Below are 25,200 nucleotides of genomic sequence, written 5' to 3'. Positions count from 1 at the left end.
CCTTCACACCGAACACCGTCACCGCCTGGTACTGGCTGCCCGAGGTCCGCTGGGCGTACCGGCCGGCCGCCGTGCTGTGACCAGCCTGCGACAGTCCGCAGTGGAAACGCAACGTTCCACACCGCAATTTCGCCGCTGTGCATTGACTTTCTTTGCTGAAACCCGTAGGAGTTGCAGAAGAAGGTCACGCAGTGTTGCGTGACGGAACCAGGGAGTGTGCGGATGCCCGAAGACATCGGATCGACAGTGCCGCGTCGGCAACTCGGCCGGCTGCTGCGACAGTTCCGCAACGAGGCCGGGGTGACACTCGACGCCGCCGCCGAAGCCCTCGAATACAGCCGGCAGAAGATCTGGCGCCTCGAATGTGGTCAGGGATCGGTTCGGGTGCTCGACGTCAAGGCGATGTGCGAGTTGTACGGGGTGTCACCCGAGATGACCGAGGCGATGCGCGGACTGGCTGCGGAGACGAAGTCGAAGGGCTGGTGGCACGCGTACGGGGATGCGGTGCCGAACTGGTTCGAGCTGTACGTGGGCCTGGAATCCGCCGCCGCCCACCTGCGCCGTTATGACGAGTCACTCATCCCTGGGATCCTTCAGACCAAGGAGTACGCCCGCGCACTCTATCGCCTTGGCGGGATGCTGAACGAGGAAGAACGCGAGCGGGCGGTCCAGGTCCGGCTTCAACGGCAGGCACTGCTCTTTCGGCGCTTGCCGGCAGCTCCCAGGGTTGAATCCGTGCTGTCCGAGGCGGTGCTTCGGCGTGGCGTTGGCGGCCCACCCGTCATGACCGAGCAGCTCGCTCACCTCACCAAGCTGTCCGAGCTACCGAACGTCAGCGTCAGGGTGCTGCCCCTGGCAGCAGGCCCGCAGCCCGGGGCGGTTGCGGGATCCTTTGTGATCCTCGACTTCCCGGCCACCAAGGGCGGTCGCACCGCGCCGGAACCGTCCGTGGTCTACAGCGAGTCATTGACCGGCGCTCTGTACCTCGACAAGCCCGACGAGCTGGCCGCCTACCAGCGCGTCTGGCGAGGCCTGGATGCGCTGGCCCTCGGCGAGGCAGAATCGACTGACATGATCAAACGGATCGCTGGGGAGATGCGGCATGACTGACCTGAGCGGCGCCGTCTGGCGCAAAAGCACCCGCAGCGGCGACAACGGCGGTGACTGCGTCGAGGTCGCCACCAACATCCCCTGCGTTGTCGCCGTGCGCGACTCGAAGGATTCCACGGGACCGCTACTCACCTTCACCGCCCAGGCCTGGACGGACTTCATCGCGGCTGCCAAACGGGAGGGCCGCGCCAGCTGAAGGCCGGGCGTCGCCGATGGTGTGCGGGCGTCGCCTTCTCCAGTCGGAAACCAGTCACCTGCCCACTCGGCGGCGGTGTGACGGCGAGGTGCGGCTCTGCACTGATCGGTTCGAGAGCGTGCACCACCCGCAGGTGCCCGTCGGCCGCCGCGTCCTCGTCGATGATGACCCGGCCACTGCTGCCGTCGGTGCTGACCAGCAGCCACCGGCTGGGGTAGATGCTGCCGTCGTCGACCAACGCCCGCATCCCGAAGGCGCGGGCCAAGGTAATCGCCAACTCTCGTTCACCCTGACCTGTGGCGTCGGCTAGGTCGGTGTCACCGGTCAGGGTCCAGCCGAACTCCTCGTCGTGCGGTGGAGGGCTGAGCATGGCGACCGGCCGAGGGTCATCGACTGCTCGGTCCTCGACGCGTCCCACGTAGACAACGTCCGGCGAGATGCCGTAGCTCTCGTTCAGAAATCGGCAGAGCGCCCCGGCGGGCAACTCCTGCTCGAAGTGGATCTGATAACGCACCCTCACCCCCGGTAGCTCCCCTGGCGGCGGAATGCAGCCAGCTCCCTGCCAGCGGCTGCCCTAACGCCGGCTGCCGCCGTACGTCTGTTGCGCGTGCGGGAATTGCGCGTCGATGATGGACATCAATCACGTGCAACTCCGTCGATGCCGCCAGCATTTTGTCCGACCACCGACAGAGTTAAATGCGAGCCGGATAGCTGACAGGGCACTTCTTCGACCACCACGCTAATCTGCCTTCGGCGGTTGTTCTGAAACAGGCGACCATTCCAAAGGAGAATGTCATGTTCATCGTGGCGACGCAGGATCCGAAAACACGCGGTCAGTCTGAGGCTCCCGAATCGGGCGCGGATGCGTGGGGGCCCCTCCTGCCCATCGACGCCGGCCTCACGCAGGCCGAGGCGGATCGGCAGTTGGCTACATACCTGGCAGGGGTGCAGGCGGGCGAGCCGCTGTGCATCCGCGCGCACGGCAACGACGAGGAGATCGGTGACGCCGAAGCCGGTGCCAAGGACTGGGGCTGGACCTACAAGAAGCTGGCCCGGATGCTGGCCACCCACCTGACCGCCACCCCGAGCGTCGTCCTGATCCGGTCGTGCGCCGAGGAGGTAACCAACTTCCCCACCCAGATGGCGGTCCGCCTGGAGTCGAACTGGCCGGGCGCGAACCACCTCGACGGGGTCGTCATCTACGGCTACAACACGTCTGTCAACATCAGCACACCAGTCCCTTCGCCGCAGCAGCTGACCAAGAACGTCCAAGTCCAACCGGTCATCGTCTCGTTGTGACCGACGGCTGCACCTAGCAGTTAATTCCGTACGGCGATTCCTTCCAGCAATTCAGGGCCTCGCATCGACCTGTCGCATTCCCACGAAATAGACACTCCGAGGTTCATCGAGCAGCCCGAATGTCAGTCTCGTGCGGGGCGTCGCTACCGAGGGTGGGCGTGGAGACTGAGCGGCACCGCAACAGCTTCAGCACGCGGCTCAACCACAACGAAACCGTCATCGTCGTGCGCCGTCTGTCATCGTGCAAGCGCAGCAGCCAGCGCGTAGGGAGGGTCGTTCGCCTCCACTGATGGTGCCGTCCCTGTCCACCTCGACACCGCTGCGCAGCAGTCCCACGAGCATCTGGTGAGGGCAGTCTCGTCGCTCACCACGTCACCAACATCGTGCTCACCGGAGTAGCCGCTGACCGCGTCCACGCACGGTCGAAAGGCATCGGCATCCACGCGGACGGCACCGCCAGCAGCGTGACCTATGAGGACGCGTTGGTGCGCGGCGACGGTGGGTGGCACATCAGCTGAGGGGACGGCACCGGGCTGCCGCCGACGCAGCTGCTGGTACGCGGGTCTGCCATGCTCCAGGCCATGGACGACCTGACGGGCCGCGTACGTGAATTTGCGGAAGAACGGGATTGGCAACAGTTCCACACACCCAAGAACTTGGCCATGGCGCTCGCCGGCGAAGTCGGTGAGCTGATCGCCGAGTTCCAGTGGCTCACGCCGGAGCAGTCCGCGGCGGTCATGTCTGACCCGGACGCGGGCAGCCGGGTGAGGGCCGAGATCGGCGACGTCATGATCTATCTGACCCGGCTCGCCGATGTACTCGGCGTCGACCTGGTGGAGGCGGCTCTGACCAAGCTTCAGGATTCGGCTCGTCGCTACCCCGTTGACCAGGCTCGCGGTTCAGCCTCCAAGCGGTAGCCGCGAGCAGCGTCAGCGTGGCGCTGAGTTGATCTATTCGCTACAGTCCATCACGTAGGAGCGCGTCACGACGGGCTTCCGGCGGCTGTCGGATACGCCCCCCATGCGCACGATCACTTCGTGCTGCCCGGGGGCAAGAGTTGTCAGCGTTCCGTACGTCCGCCGATGGTCTGCTGCGCCTGGTCGGTAACGGCACCCTTGCGGACCGGATCGCGGAGCAGATCGGCCGAAACGTGAGTCCGGCAGAACGCCGTTCCTGGTCGCGCAGCCTTGAGGTTCTAGGCCAGGATCTCGCCGATGCAGGCCTGAGCCAGGTCGAGATGCTGATCGAGTACCAGTTGCCGCTGACCAGCAAGCGGGTCGACGTGATTCTCGCCGGTGTGGACCCGAGGACGGCCGACGACTCCTACGTTGTCGTGGAGTTGAAGCAGTGGTCCTACGCCGAGTCCTACGAGGGCTCCGGCGACCTCGTGGCAGTGGAGCACGCACGCGGCCCACGGCTCCACCCCGGCGTCCAAGTTGAGCTCTACTGCGAGTATCTGACGGACTTTCTCGGCGTTCTCACCGCGGAACGGAACCCGATCCGTGGGGCGGCATACCTGCACAACGCGGTCGACCGGGACATCAGTGACCTGTTCGATCGCGGATCGACCGAGCAGAGCCGTATCTTCACCAAGCAGCGGCGCGGCCAGTTCATCGATTACCTGCGCACCCATCTCGCCCCGACATCAGGGGCCGGGGCCGCAGACCGCTTCCTCGCCAGTTCCGTTCGACCCAGTCGTCATCTGCTCAGGTACGCCGCACAGGAACTGAAGAGCCAGTCGCACTTCACGCTGCTGGATCAGCAGCGTGTGGCTTACGAGTTGGTGCTGCACGCCGTGGAGCGCGCCCGATCGGCGGATCGGAAATCGGTCGTTGTCGTATCGGGTGGACCGGGCAGCGGCAAGAGTGTGATCGCGCTGTCGGTGCTCGGTGAGTTGGCACGCCAGAACCGATCGGTCATGCACGCGACCGGCTCGCGGTCGTTCACCCAAACGTTGCGCCGGTACGCAGGCAAAGGCTCGACCCGGCTCAAGAACCTGTTCAGCTACTTCAACAGCTTCATGTCCGCCGAACGCAACGGTCTGGACGTCTTGATCTGCGACGAGGCGCACCGCATCCGGGAAACCTCCGTCAACCGGTTCACGCCGAAAGTTAAGCGGGAGAAGGTTCGTTCGCAGATCGACGAGCTTATCGCCGCAGCCCGGGTGCCGGTCTTTCTGCTCGATGAGCATCAGGTAGTCAAGCCGGGTGAGTTGGGCAACGTCGAGGTCATCTCGTCGTACGCGAAGCAGCTCAATCTTGACGTCGAGGTGGTGTCTCTGCACAGCCAGTTCCGCTGCGGCGGCAGCGACGCGTACGAGCAATGGGTCGTTGACCTGCTCGGGCTCGACGGCGGTGAGCCATCGGTCTGGACCGGCGATGGGAGGGTCGACCTGCGCCTCGCCGAGTCGCCGCAGGAGTTGGAGACCTTCCTCGCCGGGAGGCAGGCAGCCGGTCTCACGGCCCGCATGTCCGCCGGATACTGCTGGCCGTGGAGCGACCCGCGACCGGACGACAGCCTGGTGCCGGACGTGCAGATCGGCGGTTGGTCGAGGCCCTGGAACGTCAAGAGCGACCGCAGCGTCGGCGAGGCACCAGGCAGCGCGTTCTGGGCCACCGACCCGGACGGCTTTGGCCAGGTGGGCTGCGTCTACACGGCGCAGGGCTTCGAGTACACCTGGTCGGGCGTCATTATCGGACCGGATCTGGTGGCGCGGGACGGCCGTCTGGTGACTCGACGCGAGGAGTCGAAGGATCCGGCGTTCCGCAGTCGCAAACTGGTCAGCGACACCGAGGCCGACCTGCTGATTCGCAACACCTACAAAGTCCTGCTGACCCGAGGGATGCGGGGCACGATCGTCTACTCCACGGATCCGGAGACGCGGGAGTACCTCGCGTCGATGGTCAAGGTGATCCGGCCGGTCGAGACGGTCTATGAAACGGCCATCGGAGACGACCTCGGCTGACGACGGGTTGGGTTCGCCAGCACGACGCGTACGAACAACGCTCGCTACCCGGCCCCAACTCGTCACGGTATGTCTGGGCGAGCAGGTCAGTGCGACAGGTCCGGTGGCCTATGGTGAGAAATCGGGCACCCGGTGGGCGGGTGTCCGGTCCGGGCCGTGGGATTCACGCTGTTCAGCCGGAGGGTGGACCGATGACTGACAACGCCCGCGGCGCCGACGACTGCTGAGATGGACTGGGCCGGATGGGCGTTGTTCGGGTTGGTCGCCACCGCGGCGCTCACCGCGGCGATGATCACCGCTCAACTGGCCGGTCTCACTCGCCTCGATCTTCCCCTGGTGCTCGGGGCGTTCGTCACCGAGGATCCCGACCGGGCGCGGGTCGTCGGGTTCTTCCTCCACCTCTGCGCCGGTCAGGGTTTCGCGCTCGGTTACGCGGCCACGTTCGCGCTGTTGCACCGCGCCACCTGGTGGATCGGGGCACTGCTCGGGATTGTGCACGTCGGGATCGCGCTGACGGTGATTCTGCCGCTGCTTCCTGGCGTCCACCCGCGGATGGCGTCGCAACGGGCGGGGCCGGCCAGCACGGCGGTGTTGGAGCCGCCGGGGTTGTTCGCCGTCAACTACGGCATCCAGACCCCCCTGGTCACGGCTGTCGTCCACGTCGTCTACGGGGCCTGTCTCGGGTTGCTCCTGCAAGCCAGGTGATCCGGGCCGGGGCGTCGTCGCCGCCTGACGCCTGCCGCTCGCCAACGCGGCTCGGCACGGAGCGATCTGCATGACTGGTGGGCCACCGATCAGCGACTACGGGCTGCTGGGCGACACGCGCACCGCCGCCCTGGTCGCGAGTGACGGCGCGATGGACTGGCTCTGCGTGCCACGCTTCGACGGCGATCCTCTGTTCGGCCGGCTGGTCGGGGGCCCGGACGCCGGAACGTTCCGGGTCGGCCCGGCCGGGCCGGCCACTGTCGTCGAACGGCGGTACCGGCAGCACACCGCCACCCTGGAGACCACCTGGGCGGTGGGCGGCGGCCGGCTGACCCTCACCGAGGCGATGGTGGCCGAGGTCAGCGGTCGCCTGCTGCCCGCGACACTGATCGTGCGACGGCTGGCGGCCGAGCGGGCGCCGGTCGACGCGGTGGTGGAGTTCGATCCCCGCCTCGGCGCACGGCACCGCCGACCCCGAGCGCAGCACCGGCGTCAGGGGCTGGTGTGTGAGTGGGGGGCGCTCGCGGTCGCGTTGGACAGCACGCCGGCGTTCCGAATCGAACCGGGTCGGCCCAGCTCGATCACGGTCAGGCCGGGCCGGCCGGTCACCCTCGTACTGGCTGTGGCCCACCGCGAACCGCTGATCCACGTCGAGCCGACGGCCGCCTGGGACCTGCTGGTCGAGGACGAGAGCCGCTGGCGGGCCTGGACCGCGGAGATCGACGAGCGGCTGCCGTTCCGGGAACACGTCGCGCGAAGCCTGCTCACCTTGCGGCTGTTGACCTACTCGCCGTGCAAAGCGCCGGTGGCCGCACCGACCACGTCACTGCCCGAGGATCCCGGTGGGGGACGTAACTGGGACTACCGCTATGTCTGGCCCCGGGACGCCAGCATCGGCGTCAGCGCCTTCCTCAGCGTCGGCAAGACCGACGAGGCCCGTGGTTTCCTCGCGTGGCTGTTGCACGCGAGCCGGTTGCAACGGCCACGCCTGCCGGCGCTGCTCACCCTGCACGGCAGGCAGGTGCCGGCGGAGCGAGAACTGTCCGGCTGGCCCGGCTACCTCGACAGCGTCCCGGTACGGATGGGCAACGGCGCCGCCGGTCAGCATCAGCTCGACGGGTACGGCTGGGTGATCGACGCCGCCTGGGCGTTCGCCCAGGCCGGACACCGCCTCTACGCGGAGACGTGGCGGGCGGTGCGCGGTTTCGCCGACGTGGTCGCCCGTTGTTGGCAGCAACCCGACGCCGGTATCTGGGAGGTGCGGGAGCCCGCCCAACACGTCCACTCCAAGCTCATGGGCTGGCTCGCCCTGGACCGTGCCCTGGCCATCGCCGACACGCATCCCCTGCCGGAGGGTCAACGTCGACGCTGGCAGGACGCCCGTGCTGCCATCGCCGCCGAGGTCCGGACGCGCGGCTTCGACCCGACGGCGACCAGTTACGTCCGCAGCTACGGCTCCTCCGATCTCGACGCGGCCCTGCTCGTCCTGCCGCTGCTGGGCATGGACCGGGCCGAGTCACCCCGGGTACGGGGCACCGTCGACGCCATCCGGGACCGGCTGTCCGCCGGCGGTCCACTGCTCTACCGCTACCCGCCGGGACGTGACGGCCTCCCCGGCACCGAGGGTGCGTTCCTGCCCTGCTCGTTCTGGCTCGTTCAGGGCCTCGCCCGCACCGGGCGTCGCCGTGAGGCCGTCGAGCTGTTCCAGGCCATGGTTGAGCACGCCAGCCCTCTCGGCCTCTACCCCGAAGAGGTGGACCCCGCGACGGGCGCCCACCTCGGCAACTACCCCCAGACGCTGACCCACGCCGCGCTCGTCCAAGCCGCGCTCGCCATCCGGGACGCCCCCGCTGGTGATCCCGGATCCGCCTGACGCTGGTCGGGAGGCACAGCTTGCGGGACGGCGCGCCCGGGTAGGGTCCCAATCATGACGATTCCGCACCTGACGGCTGCCGACGGCACCACAGTGCCGGCGATCGGGCTCGGCACGTACCGGCTGAACGGCTCGGCGGGTGTCGACGCGGTCGGTCAGGCGATCCGGGCGGGCTACCGGTTGCTCGACTCGGCGGTGAACTACGAGAACGAGGGCGCGGTCGGTCGGGCCGCCCGCTCGGCCGGCGACGTGCGGGACGAGCTGGTCGTCACCTCGAAGTTGCCGGGGCGGCACCACAGCTACGACGAGGCGCTGACCACCATCGAGGAGAGTGTGTTCCGCACCGGCCTCGACCGGGTCGACCTGTACCTGATCCACTGGCCGAACCCGAAGGTCGACAGGTACGTGCAGGCGTGGCGGGCGCTGATCGAGGCGCGCGAGCGTGGTCTGGTCACGCACATCGGGCTCTCCAACTTCCTGCCCGAGCACATCGACCGGCTGGTGGCCGAGACCGGCGTCGCCCCGGTGGTCAACCAGATCGAGGTGCATCCGTACTTCCCGCAGCAGGAGGCGCTCGACTACCACCGGGAGCACGGCATCCTGGTGCAGGGTTGGAGCCCGCTCGGCCGCGGCAACGACCTGCAACAGCACCCCGTCATCGTGGAGATCGCGAACGCCCACGGCGTCAGCCCGGCGCAGGCCATTCTCGCCTGGCACGTGGCCCGCCAGGTGATTCCGCTGCCCAAGGCCGCCTCCCCGCAGCGGCAGGCCGAGAACCTGGACGTCTTCGGCTTCACGCTCACCGACGCGCAGGTGGAGGCCATCACCGCGTTGGGCCGCCCGGACGGGCGGCTCGCGGACCAGGACCCCGCGGTGTACGAGGAGTTCTGACGAACCCCCCGTGCTGAGCGTTATGACTCTGGGGTACAGATATACCCGCTGAGTCATAACGCTCACCACCAGGTCAGTCGACCAGCGGCGCGAGCGTCATCGCCGCGCCGGGCCGCCCTAGACGAGCCCGCCGAGGGCCGGGTCGCTGATGCTGTCCTTGCCGTTCTCCACATGACCCGCGCAGCGGTACGCGACGTCGGCGTCGCCGGCGACGGAGACCGTCAGGTCGTACCAGCCGTGGGTGCGGGCGAGCGCCCACGTGGCCCGCTTGGTCTCGCCGGGGCGCAGCGACAGCGTGACCGGGCGGCCGTTGTACCCGTCGCGGACGGTCACCTCGACCCGCTTCGACCCGCGGTTGTTGAGCGTGAGGGCGAGCTTGTAGTCGCGCTCGTCGTACGCGGGGGTGACGTCGAGGTGGGAGCGACAGTCGGTGAACCGGCGGAAGAACCCGTTCGGCCCGTGCACCGACAGGTCGTACCCGGGGGTGACCGGCCAGGTGTCGGTCAGCTGCTTGCCCGGCTCGACCGTGTAGCCGCGTGGGGCGTCCGCGCTGCCGGCCTGGCGGACCTGGAAGACCGCGGCGGCGCCACCGGCGTTGCGGAAGTCGATCCGGAACGAGTCGTCGTCGCGGCGCCCGTCGGCGTGCAGGGTGTACGGGATCGGCCGCGCCGGACGTACCCCGTGCTCCTGCTTCGGCAGCCGCTGGTCCGCCGGCGGGACCGGCACGTCGTCGGGGTGCCGGACCAGGTCGTCGGGCTTGAAGTCGTCGGTGTCCGGCAGCTTCACCTCGCGCGACCGGTTCGGGTGCCGGAAGTCGAACGCCGTGGTCAGGTCGCCGACGACGGCCCGCCGCCACGGGGTGATGTTCTGCTCGATCAGGTCCGGCCGGCCGTGCCCGAACCGCGCCTCCAGGAATTTGATCAGCGAGGTGTGGTCGAAGACCTGCGAGTTCACGTAGCCGCCGCGCGTCCACGGCGAGACGATGACCATCGGCACCCGGATGCCGAGGCCGTACGGCCCGGCCGGGTGGTCGGCGTCGCCGGGGAAGATCTCGTTGGTGGTCGGCACCGTCGACTGCCCGTGCTCGCGGGTCTGCGGGGGCGTCGGCGGGACCACGTGGTCGAAGAAGCCGCCCTCCTCGTCGTACGTGATGAAGAGCGCCATCTTGCTCCACACCTCGGGGTTCGACGCGAGGATGTCGATGACCTGCGAGATGTACCACGAGCCGTACGCCGGCTCCCAGTTCGGGTGCTCGGAGTACGCCTCGGGCGCGGTGATCCAGGAGACCTCCGGCAGGCGTCCCGCCTCGACGTCGGCGCGGAAGTCGGCCAGCAGCGCCTCCGGGTCGCGGCCCTGGGTCCTGATCTCCGTGCCGGTCTTGGCCTTGTCGGCCAGCGGCGTCCCGGGCTGCGCGTTCTGGTACTGGTGGAAGTAGAGCAGCGAGTTGTCGCCGTAGTTGCCGATGTACGGGTCGTTGGTCCAGCCCCAGGACCCGGCGGCGTTCAGGCCGGTGCCGACGTCCTGGTAGATCTTCCAGGAGATGCCGTTGCGCTCCAGCCGCTCCGGGTAGGTGGACCAGTCGTAGCCGGCCTCCGCGTTGGTGATGACCGGGCCGCCGCCCTTGCCGTCGTTGCCGACCCAGCCGCTCCACATGTGGTAGCGGTTCGGGTCGGTCGGGCCCATCAGCGAGCAGTGGTAGCTGTCGCAGACGGTGAAGGCGTCGGCGAGCGCGTAGTGGTACGGCAGGTCCTGACGGGTGTGGTAGGTCATTGCGGTGACGCCCTTGTTCGGCACCCACCTGTCGAACCGGCCGTCGTTCCATGCGGCGTGCCCGTCGTTCCAGCCGTGCGGCGGGTCCGGCAGGAAGGTCTGTCCGAGATCCTTCACCTCGGGGCGGAAGGGCAGCAGCTCGTCGGCCCCGTTGGGCTGGTGCCACACGTCCTTGCCGGACGGCAGTGTCGCCGGATGAGGATCACCGAAGCCGCGTACGCCGCGCATCGTGCCGAAGTAGTGGTCGAAAGAGCGGTTCTCCTGCATCAGGATGATGACGTGCTCGACGTCCTTGATCGAGCCGGTCCGGTTGTTCGCCGGGATGGCGAGCGCCTTGCTGAGGTCCATCGGAAGCGCCGCGCCGATCGCGGGAACCCCCATCGCCTTGAGGAACGTACGGCGATCCACCGTGCCCATTACTCCCCCATCGTGTGCTCTTTTCGGGAATCTGGCGACCGGACGCTACCGACGGTGGGTTGACGCCAGATGGCCATAGTTGGGCCGGGCGGGAGCACCTCGACGTACCGTGGGATCGTGCCGACGAGAGACGTACTCACCAAGGCTGACCTCGCCGAACTCCGCCGCTCGGCGCTCGGGACGGCGAATCCGCTCGGTGTCGCCGCCGACCTGGCGGAGGCCGCCGAGCAGGGCCGACTGGAGGACCCGGACGACGCTGGCGACGCGCTGACGCTGGCCGCCGAGATCGCGGAGATCCGCGCCCGGCCCGAGGCCGCGTTGCGGTACGCGGAGCGGGCCCTGGCGGCGTACCCGTCCGGCGATGACCCGCGGGCCGGGTTCGCCCGCGCCCTGCGGGCCCGCGCCCTGTTCCGGGCCGGCGGTCACGACGACGAGGCGATGGCGGAGCTGGCCGCGTTGCGGCCGTTGCTGCTCGTGCAGCCCGACGCCCCCGCCTACGTCAGTGCCGCGCTGGACGCCGGCGGGCGTTCGGCGACCGCCGAGACGTGGCTGAGCGAGGCGGTCGACACCGTGCTCAACGAACGCGCGACCGCCGCGTCCGGTCCGGCCAGCACCACGATCGACCCGGTGGTCGATCTCGGTCCGCCGGACGCGCCGGGGGTCGCCTTCTTCCTGTTGCAACAACGGCATCGGGTACGCCGGAATCTGAACCTGCCGCACGACCGGCAGGACGACCTGGCGGACCGGCTGGAGACCCAGCTCGTGCGTCGGGCCGGGGAGCGTCGCGACGCCGAGTCGGATCTGCTCTTCTGGCCGCGGGCCGAGTTCGATCGCCTGCTCGCCGAGCATCCCGCCCTCACGGAGGTGTACGGGCCGGACTGGGACGCGCACCGGGGCCGGTTGGAGACGGAGCTGGTGCGGCTACGGGGTGCCGGTCAGGCCGGGTTGGGCGTGTTCGGCGCGACAGTGGCCGGGTTGACCGCGTTCGCCGGTCGACGGGGTGGCGATCCGGCCGACGCGGCGGTCCGGGCGGGCTACGCGGCCGAGATGTCGGCGCGGCCCAGCGCGCGGATCGCCTGGCCGCCGGAGCGCAACGACGCCTGCTGGTGCGGTTCGGGGCTCAAGTACAAGAAGGACTGCCTGCCGCGCTCGCGGCGCTGAGTGCGACAGCTACCACACTGCGGCGGCGGCCGACCTGGCCCAGCGTAGCGTCCCTAACGGCTTTTACGTCAGTAGCCATTAGGAGAGCCTTCGTGCTGGTCATCGCGCATCTCAGTGACACCCACCTCGACAGCCATCCCCGGTCGGCCGAGCGGACCGCCCGGGTCATGGACTACCTGCACGGCCTGCCACGACAGGTCGACGCGATCCTGATCACCGGGGACATCGCCGACCACGGCGAGGTGGCCGAGTACGAGACGGCCGCGAAACTCTTCGATTCCCCGCTGCCGGTCATGGTCTGCCCCGGCAATCATGATGTGCGCGACGCGTACCGCAAGGGTCTGCTCGGTGACGACCGCGGCGGCGCCGGCCCGATCAACGCCCGCCACGACGTGGCCGGAGCGGTCTTCCTCCTCGCCGACTCCTCAGTGCCCGGCGCCGACGACGGTCACCTGGACGAGGAGACGATGGCCTGGCTCGCCGGCGAGTTGGGTTCGGTGCCGGCCGATACGCCGACGTTCATCGCCCTGCATCACCCACCGGTGGTGTTGCACCACCCGGTCATCGACCCGATGCGGCTACTGCCGGCCGACCCGCTGGCCGAGCTCGTCGCCGCCCACCCGCAGGTCGTCGCCGTGCTGACCGGGCATTTCCACACCGCCGCCGCGAGCACCTTCGCGGGCCGTCCACTGCGGATCGCGCCGGGTGTGGTCTCCACACTGCGGATGCCCTGGGAGGGCGAGGGCTCATTGACCACCCAGACCCAACCGCCCGGCGTCGCGTTCCACGTGTACGACGACTCCGGGCTGCTCACCACCCACTACCGGGTGGTGGTCTGAGCATGCACGGTGTCGCGGTGCTCGGTTTCCTGGTCGCCGTGGCACCGATCACCGCCACGCCCGGCGCGAGCCTGACCCTTGTCGTCTCACGGGTCGCCACCGGCGGGCGGCGGCAGGGCTGGTGGGTGATCCTGGGTACGGTGACCGGGCTCTACGTGCACGCCACGCTGGCCGCAGTCGGCCTGGCCGCGCTGGTGCTCCGCTCGTCGCAGGCGTTCTGGGTGGTCAAGCTCGTCGGGGCCGGTTATCTGGTCGGGCTCGGACTCTGGTTGCTCTGGTCCGCGTCGCGCCGTGGCGCGGAGGCGGGACGGCGACCGAAGGCTCCCGCCCGGAGGCTGCCCTGGCGGGTGGACCACCCGTACCTGCAGGGGTTGCTCAGCAACGTGCTGAACCCCAAGGCCGCCGCCATCTACCTCACTCTGGCACCGCAGTTCCTCGAACCGGGCCGGCCGGTGCTGGTGCCGATGGTGCTTCTCGCCACGGCGCACGCCGCGCTGCACACCTGCTGGCTCGCCGGCTGGACCGTCGTCTCCGGTGCCACCGCCCGGCTGCTGCGCACCGCGGCGGTGCGACGAATGCTCGACCGGCTGACCGGTGTGCTCCTGCTCGGCCTCGGCGTTCGCGCGGCGGCGACCTGAGTCGGACGGTGTCCGGCGCGGCGCCGACTCTAGGTCGGAGCAGCGAGTCAAATCAATACTTGAAGAAGTTAAATATTCGCCGTAAGTTTCGTCCATGTTTCCTGGGATCGACACCGGTACGTTCGCCGGGCCACCGGCGGCAACGGCGGTCTTCACGACGGTGCTGACCGAGGGACCGGTGAGTCGGGTCGCGCTCGCCCGCCGGCTCGGGCTCTCCTCCGCCGCCGTCACCAAGGCCGCCCGACCGCTCATCGACCTGGGTTACCTGCACGAACTGGCCGCCACCGAACGCTCCGGGCCGGGCGCCGGACGACCCGCCAGCCCGCTCGCGGTGCGCGCCGAACGCGAGTTCTTCCTCGGCGTGAAGATCACCGCCGACGAGGTGATCGGCGTGGTCTGCGACCTGCGCGCGCAGGTCCACGCCAGCGCCCGCCGGTCGTTGGACCACCCCGACGTCGACGCGGTCCTCACCGAGGTGGGCCGGCTCGCCGACGACCTGTTCGACGCGTTCTCCGGCGACCGCACCAGGGTCCGCCGGCTCGGGCTGGCCCTCTCCGGCGACATCGACCGCAGCACCGGCCTGGTGCGCTACTCGCCGTTCCTGCACTGGCGGGACGTGCCGCTGGGGCGACTCGCCGCCCAACGCACAGGTCTCACCGTCACCGTGGAGAACGACGTCAAGGCGCTCACCGCCGCCGAGCACTGGTTCGGCGAGGGGGTGGGGGCGGAGTCGTTCGCCCTGGTCACCGTGGGCACCGGCATCGGCTGTGGGCTCGTCGTCAACGGCCGCCTGGTCTCCGGCACCTACGGCGTGGCCGGCGAGATCGGCCACCTCACCGTCGACGCCACCGGCCCCGACTGCCACTGCGGTGGTCGCGGCTGCGTCGAGTCGATCGCCGGCACCGACGCCATCGTGGCCCAGGCCCGCGACCGCACCGGCCGCCCCGACCTCACCTTCGACGAGGCGGTGACCCTGGCGCGCGGCGGCCACGAGCAGGTCCGTGCCGTCTTCACCCGGGCCGGCGGCGCGATCGGTTGCGGCATCGCGGCCGTCGCGAACCTGGTCGGTCCCACCCGCATCGTCGTGTCCGGCGAAGGGCTGGCCGCGTACGACCTGTTCGACAGCCACATCCGCACCAGCTTCGAACGGCAGGCCTTCGGCGCCGCCGCGCGGTGCCCCCTCTCCATCCGCCCGTTGCCCTTCGAGGAGTGGGCCCGCGGCGCGGCGGCCGTGGGCATCCAGTCGCTCGTCGTCCCCTGACCCGGCGTCATCCCGGCCACCGGCCGTCCATAGCGCTCGACCCACAGTGCCACCAGGAGGTTGACCATGCCGTCACCGACGATCCCCCGCAGACGACCCCGCGCCGGCGTGCCCCTCGTCGCAGTGGCACTGGCCGTGCTACTCGGTGCGGGCGCGGCCCAGGCCGCACCGGCCCACGCCCTGACGACGACCCCGGCGGCGACGGGCATCGCGGATCGCCCCTTCATGGGGTGGACCAGTTGGACAATGCAGTCCTCGAAGTACCCCGGCCTGAACCCCGACGGCGACTACAGCTACCTCACCGAGGCCAACGTCCTGAAGCAGGCCGACGCCCTCGCCACCAAGCTGAAGCCGTACGGCTACGAGTACGTCAACATCGACGCCGGCTGGTGGCGGGACAACGACTGGGTGCCGCGCTTCGACGAGTACGCCCGGCAGACCCCCGACCCGGTGCGGTTCCCACGCGGGATGCAGGCCGTCGCCGAGCACATTCACGGCAAGGGACTGAAGGCCGGCATCTACCTCCCCGTCGGGCTGGAGAAGGAGGCGTACGCCAACGGCGCGGCGCCGATCTGGAACGCGCCGGACTGCACCACCGCCGACATCGTCTACCCGGACCTGCGCACCACCAACGGCTGGGACAGCGCCTACAAGCTGAACTTCGACAACCCCTGCGCGCAGAAGTACATCGACTCGCAGGCACAACTCTTCGCCGACTGGGGTTACGACTTCCTGAAGCTCGACGGGGTCGGGCCGGGCTCGTTCAAGTCCGGTGACAACTACGACAACGTGGCCGACGTGGCCGCCTGGCAGCGGGCCATCACCACCGCCGGGCGGCCGATCCACCTCGAACTGTCCTGGTCGCTCGACATCAACCACGCCGCCGACTGGAAGAGGTACTCCAACGGGTGGCGCATCGACACCGACGTCGAGTGCTACTGCAACACCCTGGTCAGCTGGGAGAACTCGGTCGACGACCGGTTCGACGACGCGCCGGCCTGGAGCCGCAAGGCCGGCCCCGGCGGGTGGAACGACCTGGACTCGCTCAACGTGGGCAACGGCGAGATGGACGGCCTCACCAGGGCCGAGCGTCAGTCGTACGCGACGCTGTGGGCGATCTCGAAGTCGCCGCTGTACACCGGGGACGACCTCACCCGCCTGGACGACTACGGGTTGTCGTTGCTGACCAACCGCGAGGTCATCGCCATCGACCAGAACGGCGGCGCGCCGGCCCGGCCGGTCACCCCCGCCGGTGACCAGCAGGTCTGGGGTGCGAAGAACCCGGACGGCAGCTGGACCGTGGCGCTGTTCAACCTCGCCGACGCGCCCGCATCGGTCACCGCGCACTGGGCGTCGTTCGGGTTCACCGGCAACGCCTCGGTGCGGGACGTGTGGAACCGCCGCGACCTCGGAGCGCAGAAGAACAGCATCACCGCGGCGCTGCCCGCGCACGGCTCGCGGCTGTTCACCGTACGGCCGGGCACCGCGCTCGCCTCGACCAGCTACGAGGCCGAGGCGTCGGTGAACACCCTGACCGGCAACGCCTCCGTCGGTGGCTGTGACGCCTGCTCCGGCGGTCAGAAGGTCGGCAACCTCTACGTCGGCGGCAAGGTGCGGTTCAACGACGTCACAGTGCGCAAGGACGGCATCTACACCGTCGCCGTCTCCTACGTCAGCGGTGACGCGCGGTCGGTGCAGGTCTCCTCCAACGGCGGCAACGGCAGCTACCTGAAGTTCCCCTCCACGGGTGACTGGGGCACCGTCGAGACGGTCAGCGTCCAGCTGGCGCTGAAGGCGGGCGCCAACACCATCACCTTCGACAGCGGCACCTGGTACTCCCCCGACATCGACCGGATCGCCGTACCGCAGACCCTCTGACGTGCCCGGCGCGGCCCGGCGCGACAGCCGGGCCGCGCCGCCGCGTGCATCCGCCGAACCCCAGGTTGGAGAACCCGACATGGAGATCCACAGCACCCGTGACAACCACCCCAGCCGTCGCGGCTTCCTCGCGCTGGCCGCCGCCGCCGGCGCGGCCACCACACTCGGTGGCCTACCCGCCTTCGCCGCCACACCCGCACCCCGGCGTCCCACCAGGTCCCCGATGCTCGCCCCGGCCGTCGCCGCGAAGCATCAGCTCTGGTGGCGGGCACCCGGCTCCGCCACCTCGATGATCGAGCAGGGCCTGCCGGTGGGCAACGGCCGACTCGGCGCGCTCGCGAGCAACGACCCGTCCCGGGAACTCCTGACGATCACCGATGCGACGCTCTGGACCGGTGGCCGCAACGACACCCTGGACAGCGACGGCCAGTTCCCCTACGGGCGCGAGGACTTCGGCTCGCTCACCATGCTGGCCACGCTCACCGTCGACATCCCCGGGCACGACCTCGGTGCGGTCGACGCCTACCGCCGCACCCTCGACCTGGCGCAGGGCCTGGTCAGCGCCGCGTACGACATCGGTGGGATGAGCTACCGGCGGGAGGTTTTCGCCAGCCGCCCGGACGACGTCATCGTCCTGCACTTCACCTCGCAGGGCGGCGGCACCTACACCGGCACCGTCTCCCTGGCCGGCACCCACGGCGAGTCCACCACCGCCAACCCCACCGGCCGGTACGCGTCGTTCGGCGCCTCCTTCGCCAACGGCCTGCGCTACGGTGCCGCCGTCACCGCGTACAGCGGCACCGGGACGGTGGCGGTGACCGGCACGTCGATCTCCTTCACCGACTGCCGGGACCTCACCGTCATCGTCAGCGGCGGCACCTCCTACGCGCCGACCGCCGCCACCGGGTTCCGCGACGAATCGGCGCAGCCGGAACGGCTGGCCCGGGACAAGGTCCTGGCCGCGGCGCGCGCGTCGGTCCGCGAGCTGCTGCACACCCACGTCGCCGACGTCCGCCCGGCGTTCGAGCGGTTCGCGATCGACCTCGGCACGTCGTCCGCCGGCCAACGGGAACTGGACACCTGGGAGCGGATAAAGGCGCGCTGGCGCGACGACGTCCCCGACCCGGAGCTGGAGGCCGCGTACCTCCAGTTCGGCCGGTACCTGCTGATCTCCGGGTCGCGGGGCAGCCTGCCGATCGGTCTGCAGGGCCCGTGGCTGGACGGCAACGACCCGGACTGGATGGGCGACTACCACAGCGACGTCAACATCCAGATGACCTACTGGCCGGCCGACCGGGCCGGCCTCACCGACACCTTCGACGCGTACGCGGACTACTGCGTGTCGCAGTTGCCGGTCTGGACCGAGGTCACCCAGCGGCTCTTCAACACCTCGACCAACCGGTTCCGCAACACGAGCGGCCGGGTCGCCGGGTGGGCGGTCGCCTTCTCCACCAACCCGTACGGCGGGAGCGGGTGGTGGTGGCACCCGAGCGGCAACGCGTGGCTCTGCCAGAACCTGTTCGAGCACTACGAGTACACCCAGGACCGCGCGTACCTGGCGAAGATCTACCCGGTCGTCAAGGGTGCCGTGGAGTTCTGGGAGACCCGACTCGTCACCACGACCGTCACCGACGCGTCCGGCGTCGAGCGCGAGGTGCTGGTCGCCGACCGGGACTGGTCGGCCGAGCACGGGCCGCAGGACACCCGGGGCAACACCTACTCCCAGGAGCTGGTGTGGAACCTCTTCGAGAACTACCACACCGCCGCCCGGGTGCTCGGCCGCGACGCCGACCACGCCCGGAGCATCGACGCGCTCCGCAAACGCCTCTACCTGCCCGAGGTCAGCCCCACCTCGGGGTGGTTGCAGGAGTGGATGTCACCGGACAACCTCGGTGAGACCACACACCGGCACCTTTCCCCCCTGATCGGTCTCTTCCCCGGTGACCGGATCCGCCCGGACGGCTCCACCCCCGCCGAGATCGTCGCCGGTGCCACAGCCCTGCTCACCGCGCGCGGCATGAACAGCTTCGGCTGGGCCAACGCGTGGCGCAGCCTGTGCTGGGCGCGGCTGAAGGACGCGGAGAAGGCGTACCAACTCGTCGTCAACAACCTGCGGCCGTCGACGAACGGCAGCAACGGCAGCGCCATGAACCTCTTCGACATCTACGAGACGAACCCCGGCCGGGGCATCTTCCAGATCGACGCGAACCTCGGCACGCCCGCCGCGATCGTCGAGATGCTGCTCTACTCCCGGCCCGGTCACGTCGAGTTGCTGCCGGCGCTGCCCGCCGCCTGGGCGTCCGCCGGTTCAGTGGCCGGTGTCGGCGTACGCGGTGGTTTCACCGCCGACCTCAGCTGGCGCGACGGGCGGGTCACCCAGGCGCGCCTGACCAGCGTGGGTGGCCGCACCACGACCGTGCTGGCCAACGGTCGGTCCCGCCAGGTCACCCTGCGCCCCGGCGAGTCGGTCACCCTGGAGAACCTCTGATGCGGGCCGGGTTCGCCCGGCGCGGGGCGGCCGTCGCCGTCGCCGCGCTGCTCTGCGTACCCCTTGTCGCGTCGGCGGGGCAGGCGCGGACGCGGCACGACCCGGCGGCCGGTGACGACCGGCACTTCGCGGTCACCTGGGCCGCCAGTGCCGACCGGCAGGGCGTCGGGCCCGCCGAGCGCAGCTACCGGCTGGTGGTGCGCACCAGCGTCGGCGGGGACGCGCTGCGGATCCGTCTCACCAACGCCTTCGGCGACCACCCGGTGACCTTCACCAGCGCGTACGCCGGGTTGCAGCGGCAGGGTGCCGAGCTGGTCCGGGGCAGCAACCGGCGGCTGACGTTCGGCGGGCAGCCGTCGGTCACCGTCGCGGCCGGGGAGACGATCCTCAGCGACCCGCTGCCCGGCAGGCTGGCCGCCCAGGCCAATCTCGTGGTGAGCCTCCACGTCACCGGCGCGCAGGGCCCGACGAGCGGGCACGGCATGGCCATGCAGACGTCGTACGCGACCGCCGGGGATCACGCCGCCGAGGAGGCGGCGACCAACTGGACCGACTCGATGACCTCCTGGTACTGGTTGGACGCGGTGAGCGTGCGGACGTCCACCGCGACCCGCTCGGTGGTCGCCCTCGGCGACTCCATCACCGACGGGTGGGCCTCCAGCACGGATGCGAACCGGCGCTGGCCCGACTACCTCTCCCGGCGGCTCCAGGCGGCGCCGGACAGCCCGGTCAGGGGCGTGGCCAACGCCGGCATCTCCGGCAACAAGGTGCTCGCCGACGGCGCCGGGGAGGCCGCGCTGCGCCGGTTCGACCGTGACGTGCTCTCCCAGCCCGGGGTCGACACGGTCTTCGTGTTCGAGGGCATCAACGACATCAAAGCCCACAGCGGCGTGACCGTGGACGACCTGACCACCGGTTATCGGCAGCTGGCCGACCGGGCGCACGCGACCGGCAGGTGCGTCGTCGGTGCCACGGTCATGGCGTACAAGGGCTGGCCGGAGTACGACGCCGCAGGTGAGGCCGTGCGGCAGGGGGTCAACGACTGGATCAGGCACAGCGGCGTGTTCGACGCCGTTGTCGACTTCGACCGAATCACCCGCAGCCCGTACGACGGGCAGGCGCTGCTGCCGTTCTTCGACAGCGGAGATCACCTCCACCCGAACGACAAGGGCATGCAGGCGATGGCGGACGGCGTCGACCTGGCCTCGTTGCGCTGCGACCGCTGACCGGTCGGCGTACCTCCGTCCGGCCGGTCACCGGCGTGGCTGGCCGGACGGACGCCGCAGAAGCAATCTTGGGGGCTGACACACCAATGCGGTACCGATAGCGTCCACCCCCGGACGATCGACGTCCGGCCGACATCAGGAGGAGCCGCCGATGTTCGAGGAGTTCATGGGCATCCCCGCCCACCCTCTGCTGCTGCACGCCGCGGTCGTGTTCGTGCCGCTGCTGGCCCTGCTGACGATCGGCTACGCGCTGGTCGCGCCGATCCGGCCGCACACCCGCTGGGTGCTGGGGCTGCTCGCCGTGGGCGCGCCGGTCGCCGCCCTGCTGACGAAGCTCTCCGGCGACGCCTTCCTTGCGCGCATGCGGGCGGCCAACCGGGTCACTCCGGAATTCCTCCCGAGACTTCAGACGCATAAGGACTTCGGCGACCTGACGCTCTACGCGACGATCGGGTTGGCGGTCGTGGCGCTGGCACTGGTCTGGTTCGTGGCGCCCAGGGCCGCCGGGACCAGCGCGGAGGGGCGGCCCGGTCGACCACTGACCCTGGCGTTGCAGGTGTTGTCGGTGGTTGCCGCCGGCGTCGCCGTCTACTACGTGTTCCGCACCGGCGACTCCGGGGCGAAGGCGGTCTGGGAAGGTCAGTGACGGTCAGGCCACCTCGGCGCGCGCGTGCCCACGAACGCGATGACCTGCAACCAGCCCAGGTCACCGAGGGTGAGTGAGCTGACCGCGTGCCGGCGCAGGTCGAATCCGGAGCGGGTGAACGCCTGCCCGAACGACAGGACGGGAAAGAGCAGGCCGGCGACCGTGCCACAGCCCAGCAGGAAACGGGCTCGGCGCAGCGGTGTCTCGGCGACGGACGTCATGGGCGTGCCTCTCGTCGTCGGCGTCACGGTTCACCGTCACGACGAACGAGGTGGGGCCGGATCGACACCGCGACAAAAAACGGTGGTGCGGCCGGCCGGAGCCGCGCCGCACCACCGCGTCGACGGTCAGCCGGCGTGGTACGCCCGGATGATCGTCTGGTCGATTCCGCTGCCGCCGTTGGCGGCGGCCTTCACCCGCAACGACACGGGCTGCCCGGCGGTGGCCTTCGGCAACTCGACCCGGTAGCCGTCGCCGCTGCCGGTGACCCGGGCCGACGTCCAGGTGGCACCGTCGTCCGTCGAGGTCCAGACCTGGAACGACGTCACCTTCTGCGTCTGCACACCGTGCGCCTGCCGGACGGTCAGCTCGGCCGTTCCGTCGACCGGGTGGTTGTCGTGGTCCATCGGCAGGGCGTAGTCGACAGCGAGCAGCGGCAGCGGCACGCTCCCGGTTCCGTCCGGGCCGGCGGACCGGAACGTCCACGAGGTATTGACCCTGGTCGAGATCGGCAGGATCAGGCTCGTGTCGACGTCGAGGGTCACCCGGTAGTCGGCCATCGACTGCGGGACGGTGAAGTCGCCGTACGGGCCGGACCGCTCGTCGACCAGCTTGCCGTTGCGGTACAGCGACAGCTTGCGCTTCACGCCGATCGCCTCGCCCCGCAGGCAGTCGGCCCGCTGGTGCTGGTCGGTCAGCGACACCAGGTCGAGGTGCAGGTTGCCCCGGGTCCGTGACGGCGCGGTGGCGCAACTCCAGTCGGCGCCGGCCGGGTCGTCGTACCAGTCGGAGTGCAGGGGTTGACGTGCCCAGATCTTGGTCTGCCGGCTACCCGGCTGGTAGCTGCGGGGTGCCTCGTCCGCGGCCAGCCCGCCGTAGACGCCCTGGTCGGCCCAGAGGATGTCGGGCGAGAGGTAGTCGGTCCGGTATGGCGGCAGGTTCCCCTCGTGGGTCTGGGTCACCCCCACCCCGTCGCGGGTCATGCCGGTACGGACCAGTTGGGTGAACATCCCCTCCGAGTCGGTCTGGTGGAACCGCTCGTCGATCCGGGCCAGTGTGGCCTGCTCGGCCTCGCTCACTCGGAAGGCCGGGTCGGCCGGTACGCCGCCCGCGTACTCGTGCACCAGGTTGTAGCGGTACGGCTTGGCGGTGCCGGCCGGCGAGTCCAGGTTGACGGCCGCCCAGGTGCGCCGGGAGCCGACGGTGGGCTTGGGCAGCGCTGTGGTGCGGACCGTCGTCTTGGCCCCGTACCCGCTGACCTGGTGCCACCAGGACAGGCCGTTCGGCGCGGTCTGCACGTTTGTGAAGTCGGTCCGGGTGGGCGTGGTGGGCACCCCGTCGACAGTCGCGGTCACCGGCTTGGCCCGCGCCGGGTCGAGCGTCACGCTTCGGGCGCTGCGCACGTCCAGGTCGGCTTCGGCGGCGAGCGTCGTCTCCAGCACGTCACTGTCGACGTAGTAGGCGACCGAGGAGCCGAGGATCGCGTACCGGCCGGCCGGTACCCGCAGCGTGAAGGTGTCTCCGGGCGTACCGCCCGCGCCGTCGTAGTAGATCACCGGGTCGGTGAGGTTGGTGACCATCAGGTTGATCCAGCTCTCCGCGCCGTCCTTCAGGCCCGGCAGCGGCTTCGTCTGGATCGTCAGGTCGTAGCTGGGCTGCTCGACGTAGAAGCTCACCGGGGTGGTCGAGACCAGCTTGCGACCGGAACGGGCGGTGACGGTGGCCAGGTAGAAGCCGGGCCGGGCGGCCAGCGCCGCACGGTTGACCCGGAGGGTCGCCGCCGCGGTGGTGCCGTGCTTGAGCGTCAGCCGGCTCGTCGAGAGCGACGCCGCGCCGCGCGGCACCGGCTGGCCGTCGTGGTTGACGAGCGACACGTCGAGATCGAGGGCGCCAGTCGACTCACCGGTCCAGCGCAGCGTCGTCTCGCTGGTCCCGGACTGCGGGTAGGCGAAGGTGCCGAGGTTGACCACCGGCTGGTTGCTGGTCGGGCCGCCGAGGGCCCGGGCCGCGTTGAGCCGGCCGGCGCCGACGGCGTACGGGTCGATGCCGGCGAGCGGGTCGGCGGCACCGACGAGGGCGGCCTTGAGCCACTCACCGGTCCAGTCCGGGTGGCGCTGGGCAAGCAGCGCGGCGGCGCCCGCCACGTGCGGGCTCGCCATCGAGGTGCCGCTGATCGCCTCGTAGTACCTGTCGATCGGGTCCTGGAGGTTGGTGCCGGCGGCCCGGGCGGCGACGATGTCGACACCGGGGGCGACCAGTTCCGGCTTGGCCACGTGGCTGGTGACCAGCGGCCCACGGCTGGAGAAGTCGGCGAGCTTGTCGTTCCGGTCGACCGCGCCGACGGTCAGCGCGCTGGCGGCCGAGCCGGGCGAGGAGATGGCGCCGCCGCTGTTGCCGGCGGCGATGACGAAGAGCGCGCCGGTGGACTTGCTCAGACCGTCGACGGCGAGCGACATCGGGTCGTTGCCGTCGTCCGGGTCGCTGCCGCCGAGGCTCATGTTGATGACGTCGGCCCGGGTGGCGGCCCACTCCATCGCGGCGATGATGCCGGAGTCGTCGCCGTAGCCGTGGTCGTCGAGGACCTTGCCGATGACCAGTTTGGCGTCCGGCGCCACGCCGCGACGCTGGCCGTGGGCGGCCGCGCCGGTGCCGGCGATTGTCGACGCGACGTGCGTACCGTGGCCGTTGTGGTCGACGGCGTCGCCGCCGTCGGCGGTGAAGTCGGCCCGGTCGGCGACCCGGCCGACCAGGTCCGGGTGGGTGAAGTCCGCGCCGGTGTCGAGCACCGCGACCCGGACGCCCTTGCCGGTGTAGCCGGCCTTCCAGGCGTCCGGCGCGGCGATCTGGCCCAGGTTGCGGTCCAGGCCGGCGGGTCGCCCGCCATCGGTCAGGGCGGTGGCCCGGACCTTGCGGTCGAGCCAGACCTTCTTCGCACCGGCGAGCAGCGAGTTGGTCGCGAGCTTCGCGGTGGCCGGGCTCTTCTTGGGTACGCGGCCGGCGACCGCGCCGATGCTGGCCAGCGGCAGTACGTCACCGAGCGCGGCCACCCGGGCGGACGCGGTGGCGGGCTGCACGATGAGCGGCAGCTCGGCGGAGTTGTCGTCGTCGTAGCCGTCGGCGATCAGCGTGGTGACGTCGAACAGGTCGGGGTCGAGCACCGAGCCGAGCTGGGACGCGACGCGGGCGGGGACGACGTGCAGGTGACCGTCGGGGCCGCAGCTCTGGTGGATCACCGCGTTCTCGTCCGCCGGCCGCACCGTGGCCTGTGGGCAGCCCGATCCGGTGTCCCGTACGGTCACCACGTCCCCGGTCAGCAGGGTGACGGTGTGCGTCTTCGGATCGGCCGAGGCTGCGGGTGCGCCGGTCTGACCGATGTCGTTGGGACCGGCCGTGGCCGCGCCGCCCGGTAGGGCGGTCAGCGTCGTGGCCGTGACGGCGACGGCTAACAGCCACCGCGTTTTCCTGAGCATGTCGCTCCTCGTCTGATGTGGACGAACCCGCCTCTTCGGGCGACTTCCTGCAAGATCATATGCAGGGAAAGGATCATCGGGGCACCCTTCGACGAGGGGTTTTCCGGCCCGCACAATAAGGATTTCGACGCTGTTTCGCCGCCGGGCT

Annotated in this window: 20 protein-coding genes and 1 pseudogene; 17 read left to right on the top strand and 4 right to left on the bottom strand. The window is 70.0% G+C overall.

The features are described from left to right. The first annotated feature begins 222 nt into the window (after nucleotides 1-222). Together ABZU74_RS25585 and ABZU74_RS25580 are read left to right on the top strand one after the other, a co-directional pair. On the top strand, nucleotides 223-1,110 hold the full coding sequence (locus ABZU74_RS25585; RefSeq protein ID WP_355428658.1) for a helix-turn-helix transcriptional regulator: 888 nt from the start codon (nucleotides 223-225) through the stop codon (nucleotides 1,108-1,110). Then, nucleotides 1,103-1,306 carry a DUF397 domain-containing protein gene (locus ABZU74_RS25580; RefSeq protein ID WP_355428655.1) on the top strand — a complete coding sequence of 68 codons (204 nt, stop codon included), beginning with the start codon at nucleotides 1,103-1,105 and terminating at the stop codon, nucleotides 1,304-1,306. Before ABZU74_RS25585 ends, ABZU74_RS25580 begins: the two co-directional genes overlap by 8 nt. On the opposite strand, the gene ABZU74_RS25575 is transcribed toward ABZU74_RS25580, so the two are convergent. After that, nucleotides 1,269-1,826, bottom strand: coding sequence for a hypothetical protein (locus tag ABZU74_RS25575; RefSeq protein WP_355428652.1), 558 nt, complete (start codon nucleotides 1,824-1,826; stop codon nucleotides 1,269-1,271). The two genes, ABZU74_RS25580 and ABZU74_RS25575, sit on opposite strands and share 38 nt — an antisense overlap. Before the next feature lie 275 nt (nucleotides 1,827-2,101). Here ABZU74_RS25575 and ABZU74_RS25570 point away from each other — a divergent pair, with 275 nt between their 5' ends. The 7 genes and pseudogenes from ABZU74_RS25570 (at nucleotide 2,102) to ABZU74_RS25540 (ending at nucleotide 9,039) form a co-directional block, all read left to right on the top strand. Beyond that, nucleotides 2,102-2,605, top strand: a complete 504-nt coding sequence (locus ABZU74_RS25570) for a hypothetical protein (RefSeq protein ID WP_355428649.1) — start codon at nucleotides 2,102-2,104, stop codon at nucleotides 2,603-2,605. A 347-nt stretch (nucleotides 2,606-2,952) separates the two neighbouring features. Beyond that, nucleotides 2,953-3,123: pseudogene (locus ABZU74_RS25565) on the top strand (nuclear transport factor 2 family protein); the annotation flags it as partial. 63 nt (nucleotides 3,124-3,186) lie between these two features. Further along, nucleotides 3,187-3,522, top strand: coding sequence for a nucleotide pyrophosphohydrolase (locus ABZU74_RS25560; protein ID WP_355428646.1), 336 nt, complete (start codon nucleotides 3,187-3,189; stop codon nucleotides 3,520-3,522). A gap of 140 nt (nucleotides 3,523-3,662) precedes the next feature. Further along, nucleotides 3,663-5,570 (top strand): DUF2075 domain-containing protein, encoded by a 1,908-nt coding sequence (locus tag ABZU74_RS25555; RefSeq protein WP_355428643.1) that lies wholly within the window; start codon nucleotides 3,663-3,665, stop codon nucleotides 5,568-5,570. A 228-nt stretch (nucleotides 5,571-5,798) separates the two neighbouring features. Continuing rightward, entirely contained in the window at nucleotides 5,799-6,275 is a 477-nt protein-coding gene (locus ABZU74_RS25550) for a hypothetical protein (protein WP_355428640.1), read from the top strand. Between the two features lie 70 nt (nucleotides 6,276-6,345). Next, the gene (locus ABZU74_RS25545; protein WP_355428638.1) at nucleotides 6,346-8,148 is read left to right on the top strand and encodes a glycoside hydrolase family 15 protein; all 1,803 of its coding nucleotides are present in this window, start codon (nucleotides 6,346-6,348) and stop codon (nucleotides 8,146-8,148) included. Nucleotides 8,149-8,202: 54 nt separating this feature from the next. Beyond that, nucleotides 8,203-9,039, top strand: a complete 837-nt coding sequence (locus ABZU74_RS25540) for an aldo/keto reductase (RefSeq protein WP_355428635.1) — start codon at nucleotides 8,203-8,205, stop codon at nucleotides 9,037-9,039. 117 nt (nucleotides 9,040-9,156) lie between these two features. On the opposite strand, the gene ABZU74_RS25535 is transcribed toward ABZU74_RS25540, so the two are convergent. Further along, nucleotides 9,157-11,226, bottom strand: coding sequence for a phosphocholine-specific phospholipase C (locus ABZU74_RS25535; protein WP_355428633.1), 2,070 nt, complete (start codon nucleotides 11,224-11,226; stop codon nucleotides 9,157-9,159). Nucleotides 11,227-11,343: 117 nt separating this feature from the next. Here ABZU74_RS25535 and ABZU74_RS25530 point away from each other — a divergent pair, with 117 nt between their 5' ends. The 8 genes from ABZU74_RS25530 to ABZU74_RS25495 all read left to right on the top strand — a co-directional run bounded on the left by ABZU74_RS25530 (nucleotide 11,344) and on the right by ABZU74_RS25495 (nucleotide 21,363). Beyond that, on the top strand, nucleotides 11,344-12,387 hold the full coding sequence (locus tag ABZU74_RS25530; protein ID WP_355428630.1) for an SEC-C metal-binding domain-containing protein: 1,044 nt from the start codon (nucleotides 11,344-11,346) through the stop codon (nucleotides 12,385-12,387). Nucleotides 12,388-12,479: 92 nt separating this feature from the next. Further along, nucleotides 12,480-13,226: a metallophosphoesterase gene (locus ABZU74_RS25525; protein ID WP_355428627.1), complete on the top strand. Its 747-nt coding sequence runs from the start codon at nucleotides 12,480-12,482 to the stop codon at nucleotides 13,224-13,226. 2 nt (nucleotides 13,227-13,228) lie between these two features. Next, complete coding sequence (locus ABZU74_RS25520) at nucleotides 13,229-13,864, top strand: LysE family translocator (protein ID WP_355428624.1); 636 nt, start codon at nucleotides 13,229-13,231, stop codon at nucleotides 13,862-13,864. A gap of 94 nt (nucleotides 13,865-13,958) precedes the next feature. Next, nucleotides 13,959-15,125, top strand: a complete 1,167-nt coding sequence (locus tag ABZU74_RS25515; RefSeq protein WP_355428621.1) for an ROK family protein — start codon at nucleotides 13,959-13,961, stop codon at nucleotides 15,123-15,125. Nucleotides 15,126-15,191: 66 nt separating this feature from the next. After that, nucleotides 15,192-17,003 carry a carbohydrate-binding protein gene (locus tag ABZU74_RS25510; RefSeq protein WP_355428618.1) on the top strand — a complete coding sequence of 604 codons (1,812 nt, stop codon included), beginning with the start codon at nucleotides 15,192-15,194 and terminating at the stop codon, nucleotides 17,001-17,003. A gap of 79 nt (nucleotides 17,004-17,082) precedes the next feature. After that, nucleotides 17,083-19,491: a glycoside hydrolase N-terminal domain-containing protein gene (locus tag ABZU74_RS25505; protein WP_355428616.1), complete on the top strand. Its 2,409-nt coding sequence runs from the start codon at nucleotides 17,083-17,085 to the stop codon at nucleotides 19,489-19,491. Next, a complete protein-coding gene (locus ABZU74_RS25500) occupies nucleotides 19,491-20,717 on the top strand; it encodes an SGNH/GDSL hydrolase family protein (RefSeq protein ID WP_355428613.1) in 1,227 nt (408 codons plus the stop codon). Before ABZU74_RS25505 ends, ABZU74_RS25500 begins: the two co-directional genes overlap by 1 nt. Nucleotides 20,718-20,868: 151 nt before the next feature. Beyond that, nucleotides 20,869-21,363, top strand: a complete 495-nt coding sequence (locus tag ABZU74_RS25495; RefSeq protein WP_355428610.1) for a DUF2231 domain-containing protein — start codon at nucleotides 20,869-20,871, stop codon at nucleotides 21,361-21,363. Here the strand turns inward: ABZU74_RS25495 and ABZU74_RS25490 are convergent. Then, the gene (locus ABZU74_RS25490) at nucleotides 21,357-21,584 is read right to left on the bottom strand and encodes a DUF998 domain-containing protein (protein ID WP_355428607.1); all 228 of its coding nucleotides are present in this window, start codon (nucleotides 21,582-21,584) and stop codon (nucleotides 21,357-21,359) included. The genes ABZU74_RS25495 and ABZU74_RS25490 overlap by 7 nt on opposite strands. A gap of 126 nt (nucleotides 21,585-21,710) precedes the next feature. Further along, nucleotides 21,711-25,052 (bottom strand): S8 family peptidase, encoded by a 3,342-nt coding sequence (locus tag ABZU74_RS25485; protein WP_355428604.1) that lies wholly within the window; start codon nucleotides 25,050-25,052, stop codon nucleotides 21,711-21,713. Nucleotides 25,053-25,200: the final 148 nt, after the last annotated feature.

Source organism: Micromonospora sp. NPDC005171 (assembly GCF_040608575.1).
Taxonomy (GTDB): domain Bacteria; phylum Actinomycetota; class Actinomycetes; order Mycobacteriales; family Micromonosporaceae; genus Micromonospora.
This window is presented reverse-complemented; position numbering and strand designations above follow the sequence as displayed.

Excerpts from the sequence above, each read along its gene's own strand:
- ABZU74_RS25545 (WP_355428638.1), top strand. The coding sequence starts at position 6,346 with ATGACTGGTGGGCCACCGATCAGCGACTACGGGCTGCTGGGCGACACG.
- ABZU74_RS25485 (WP_355428604.1), bottom strand. The coding sequence starts at position 25,052 with ATGCTCAGGAAAACGCGGTGGCTGTTAGCCGTCGCCGTCACGGCCACG.
- ABZU74_RS25500 (WP_355428613.1), top strand. The coding sequence starts at position 19,491 with ATGCGGGCCGGGTTCGCCCGGCGCGGGGCGGCCGTCGCCGTCGCCGCG.
- ABZU74_RS25550 (WP_355428640.1), top strand. The coding sequence starts at position 5,799 with ATGGACTGGGCCGGATGGGCGTTGTTCGGGTTGGTCGCCACCGCGGCG.
- ABZU74_RS25585 (WP_355428658.1), top strand. The coding sequence starts at position 223 with ATGCCCGAAGACATCGGATCGACAGTGCCGCGTCGGCAACTCGGCCGG.
- ABZU74_RS25495 (WP_355428610.1), top strand. The coding sequence starts at position 20,869 with ATGTTCGAGGAGTTCATGGGCATCCCCGCCCACCCTCTGCTGCTGCAC.
- ABZU74_RS25510 (WP_355428618.1), top strand. The coding sequence starts at position 15,192 with ATGCCGTCACCGACGATCCCCCGCAGACGACCCCGCGCCGGCGTGCCC.
- ABZU74_RS25535 (WP_355428633.1), bottom strand. The coding sequence starts at position 11,226 with ATGGGCACGGTGGATCGCCGTACGTTCCTCAAGGCGATGGGGGTTCCC.
- ABZU74_RS25580 (WP_355428655.1), top strand. The coding sequence starts at position 1,103 with ATGACTGACCTGAGCGGCGCCGTCTGGCGCAAAAGCACCCGCAGCGGC.
- ABZU74_RS25490 (WP_355428607.1), bottom strand. The coding sequence starts at position 21,584 with ATGACGTCCGTCGCCGAGACACCGCTGCGCCGAGCCCGTTTCCTGCTG.
- ABZU74_RS25505 (WP_355428616.1), top strand. The coding sequence starts at position 17,083 with ATGGAGATCCACAGCACCCGTGACAACCACCCCAGCCGTCGCGGCTTC.
- ABZU74_RS25515 (WP_355428621.1), top strand. The coding sequence starts at position 13,959 with ATGTTTCCTGGGATCGACACCGGTACGTTCGCCGGGCCACCGGCGGCA.
- ABZU74_RS25560 (WP_355428646.1), top strand. The coding sequence starts at position 3,187 with ATGGACGACCTGACGGGCCGCGTACGTGAATTTGCGGAAGAACGGGAT.
- ABZU74_RS25570 (WP_355428649.1), top strand. The coding sequence starts at position 2,102 with ATGTTCATCGTGGCGACGCAGGATCCGAAAACACGCGGTCAGTCTGAG.
- ABZU74_RS25520 (WP_355428624.1), top strand. The coding sequence starts at position 13,229 with ATGCACGGTGTCGCGGTGCTCGGTTTCCTGGTCGCCGTGGCACCGATC.
- ABZU74_RS25540 (WP_355428635.1), top strand. The coding sequence starts at position 8,203 with ATGACGATTCCGCACCTGACGGCTGCCGACGGCACCACAGTGCCGGCG.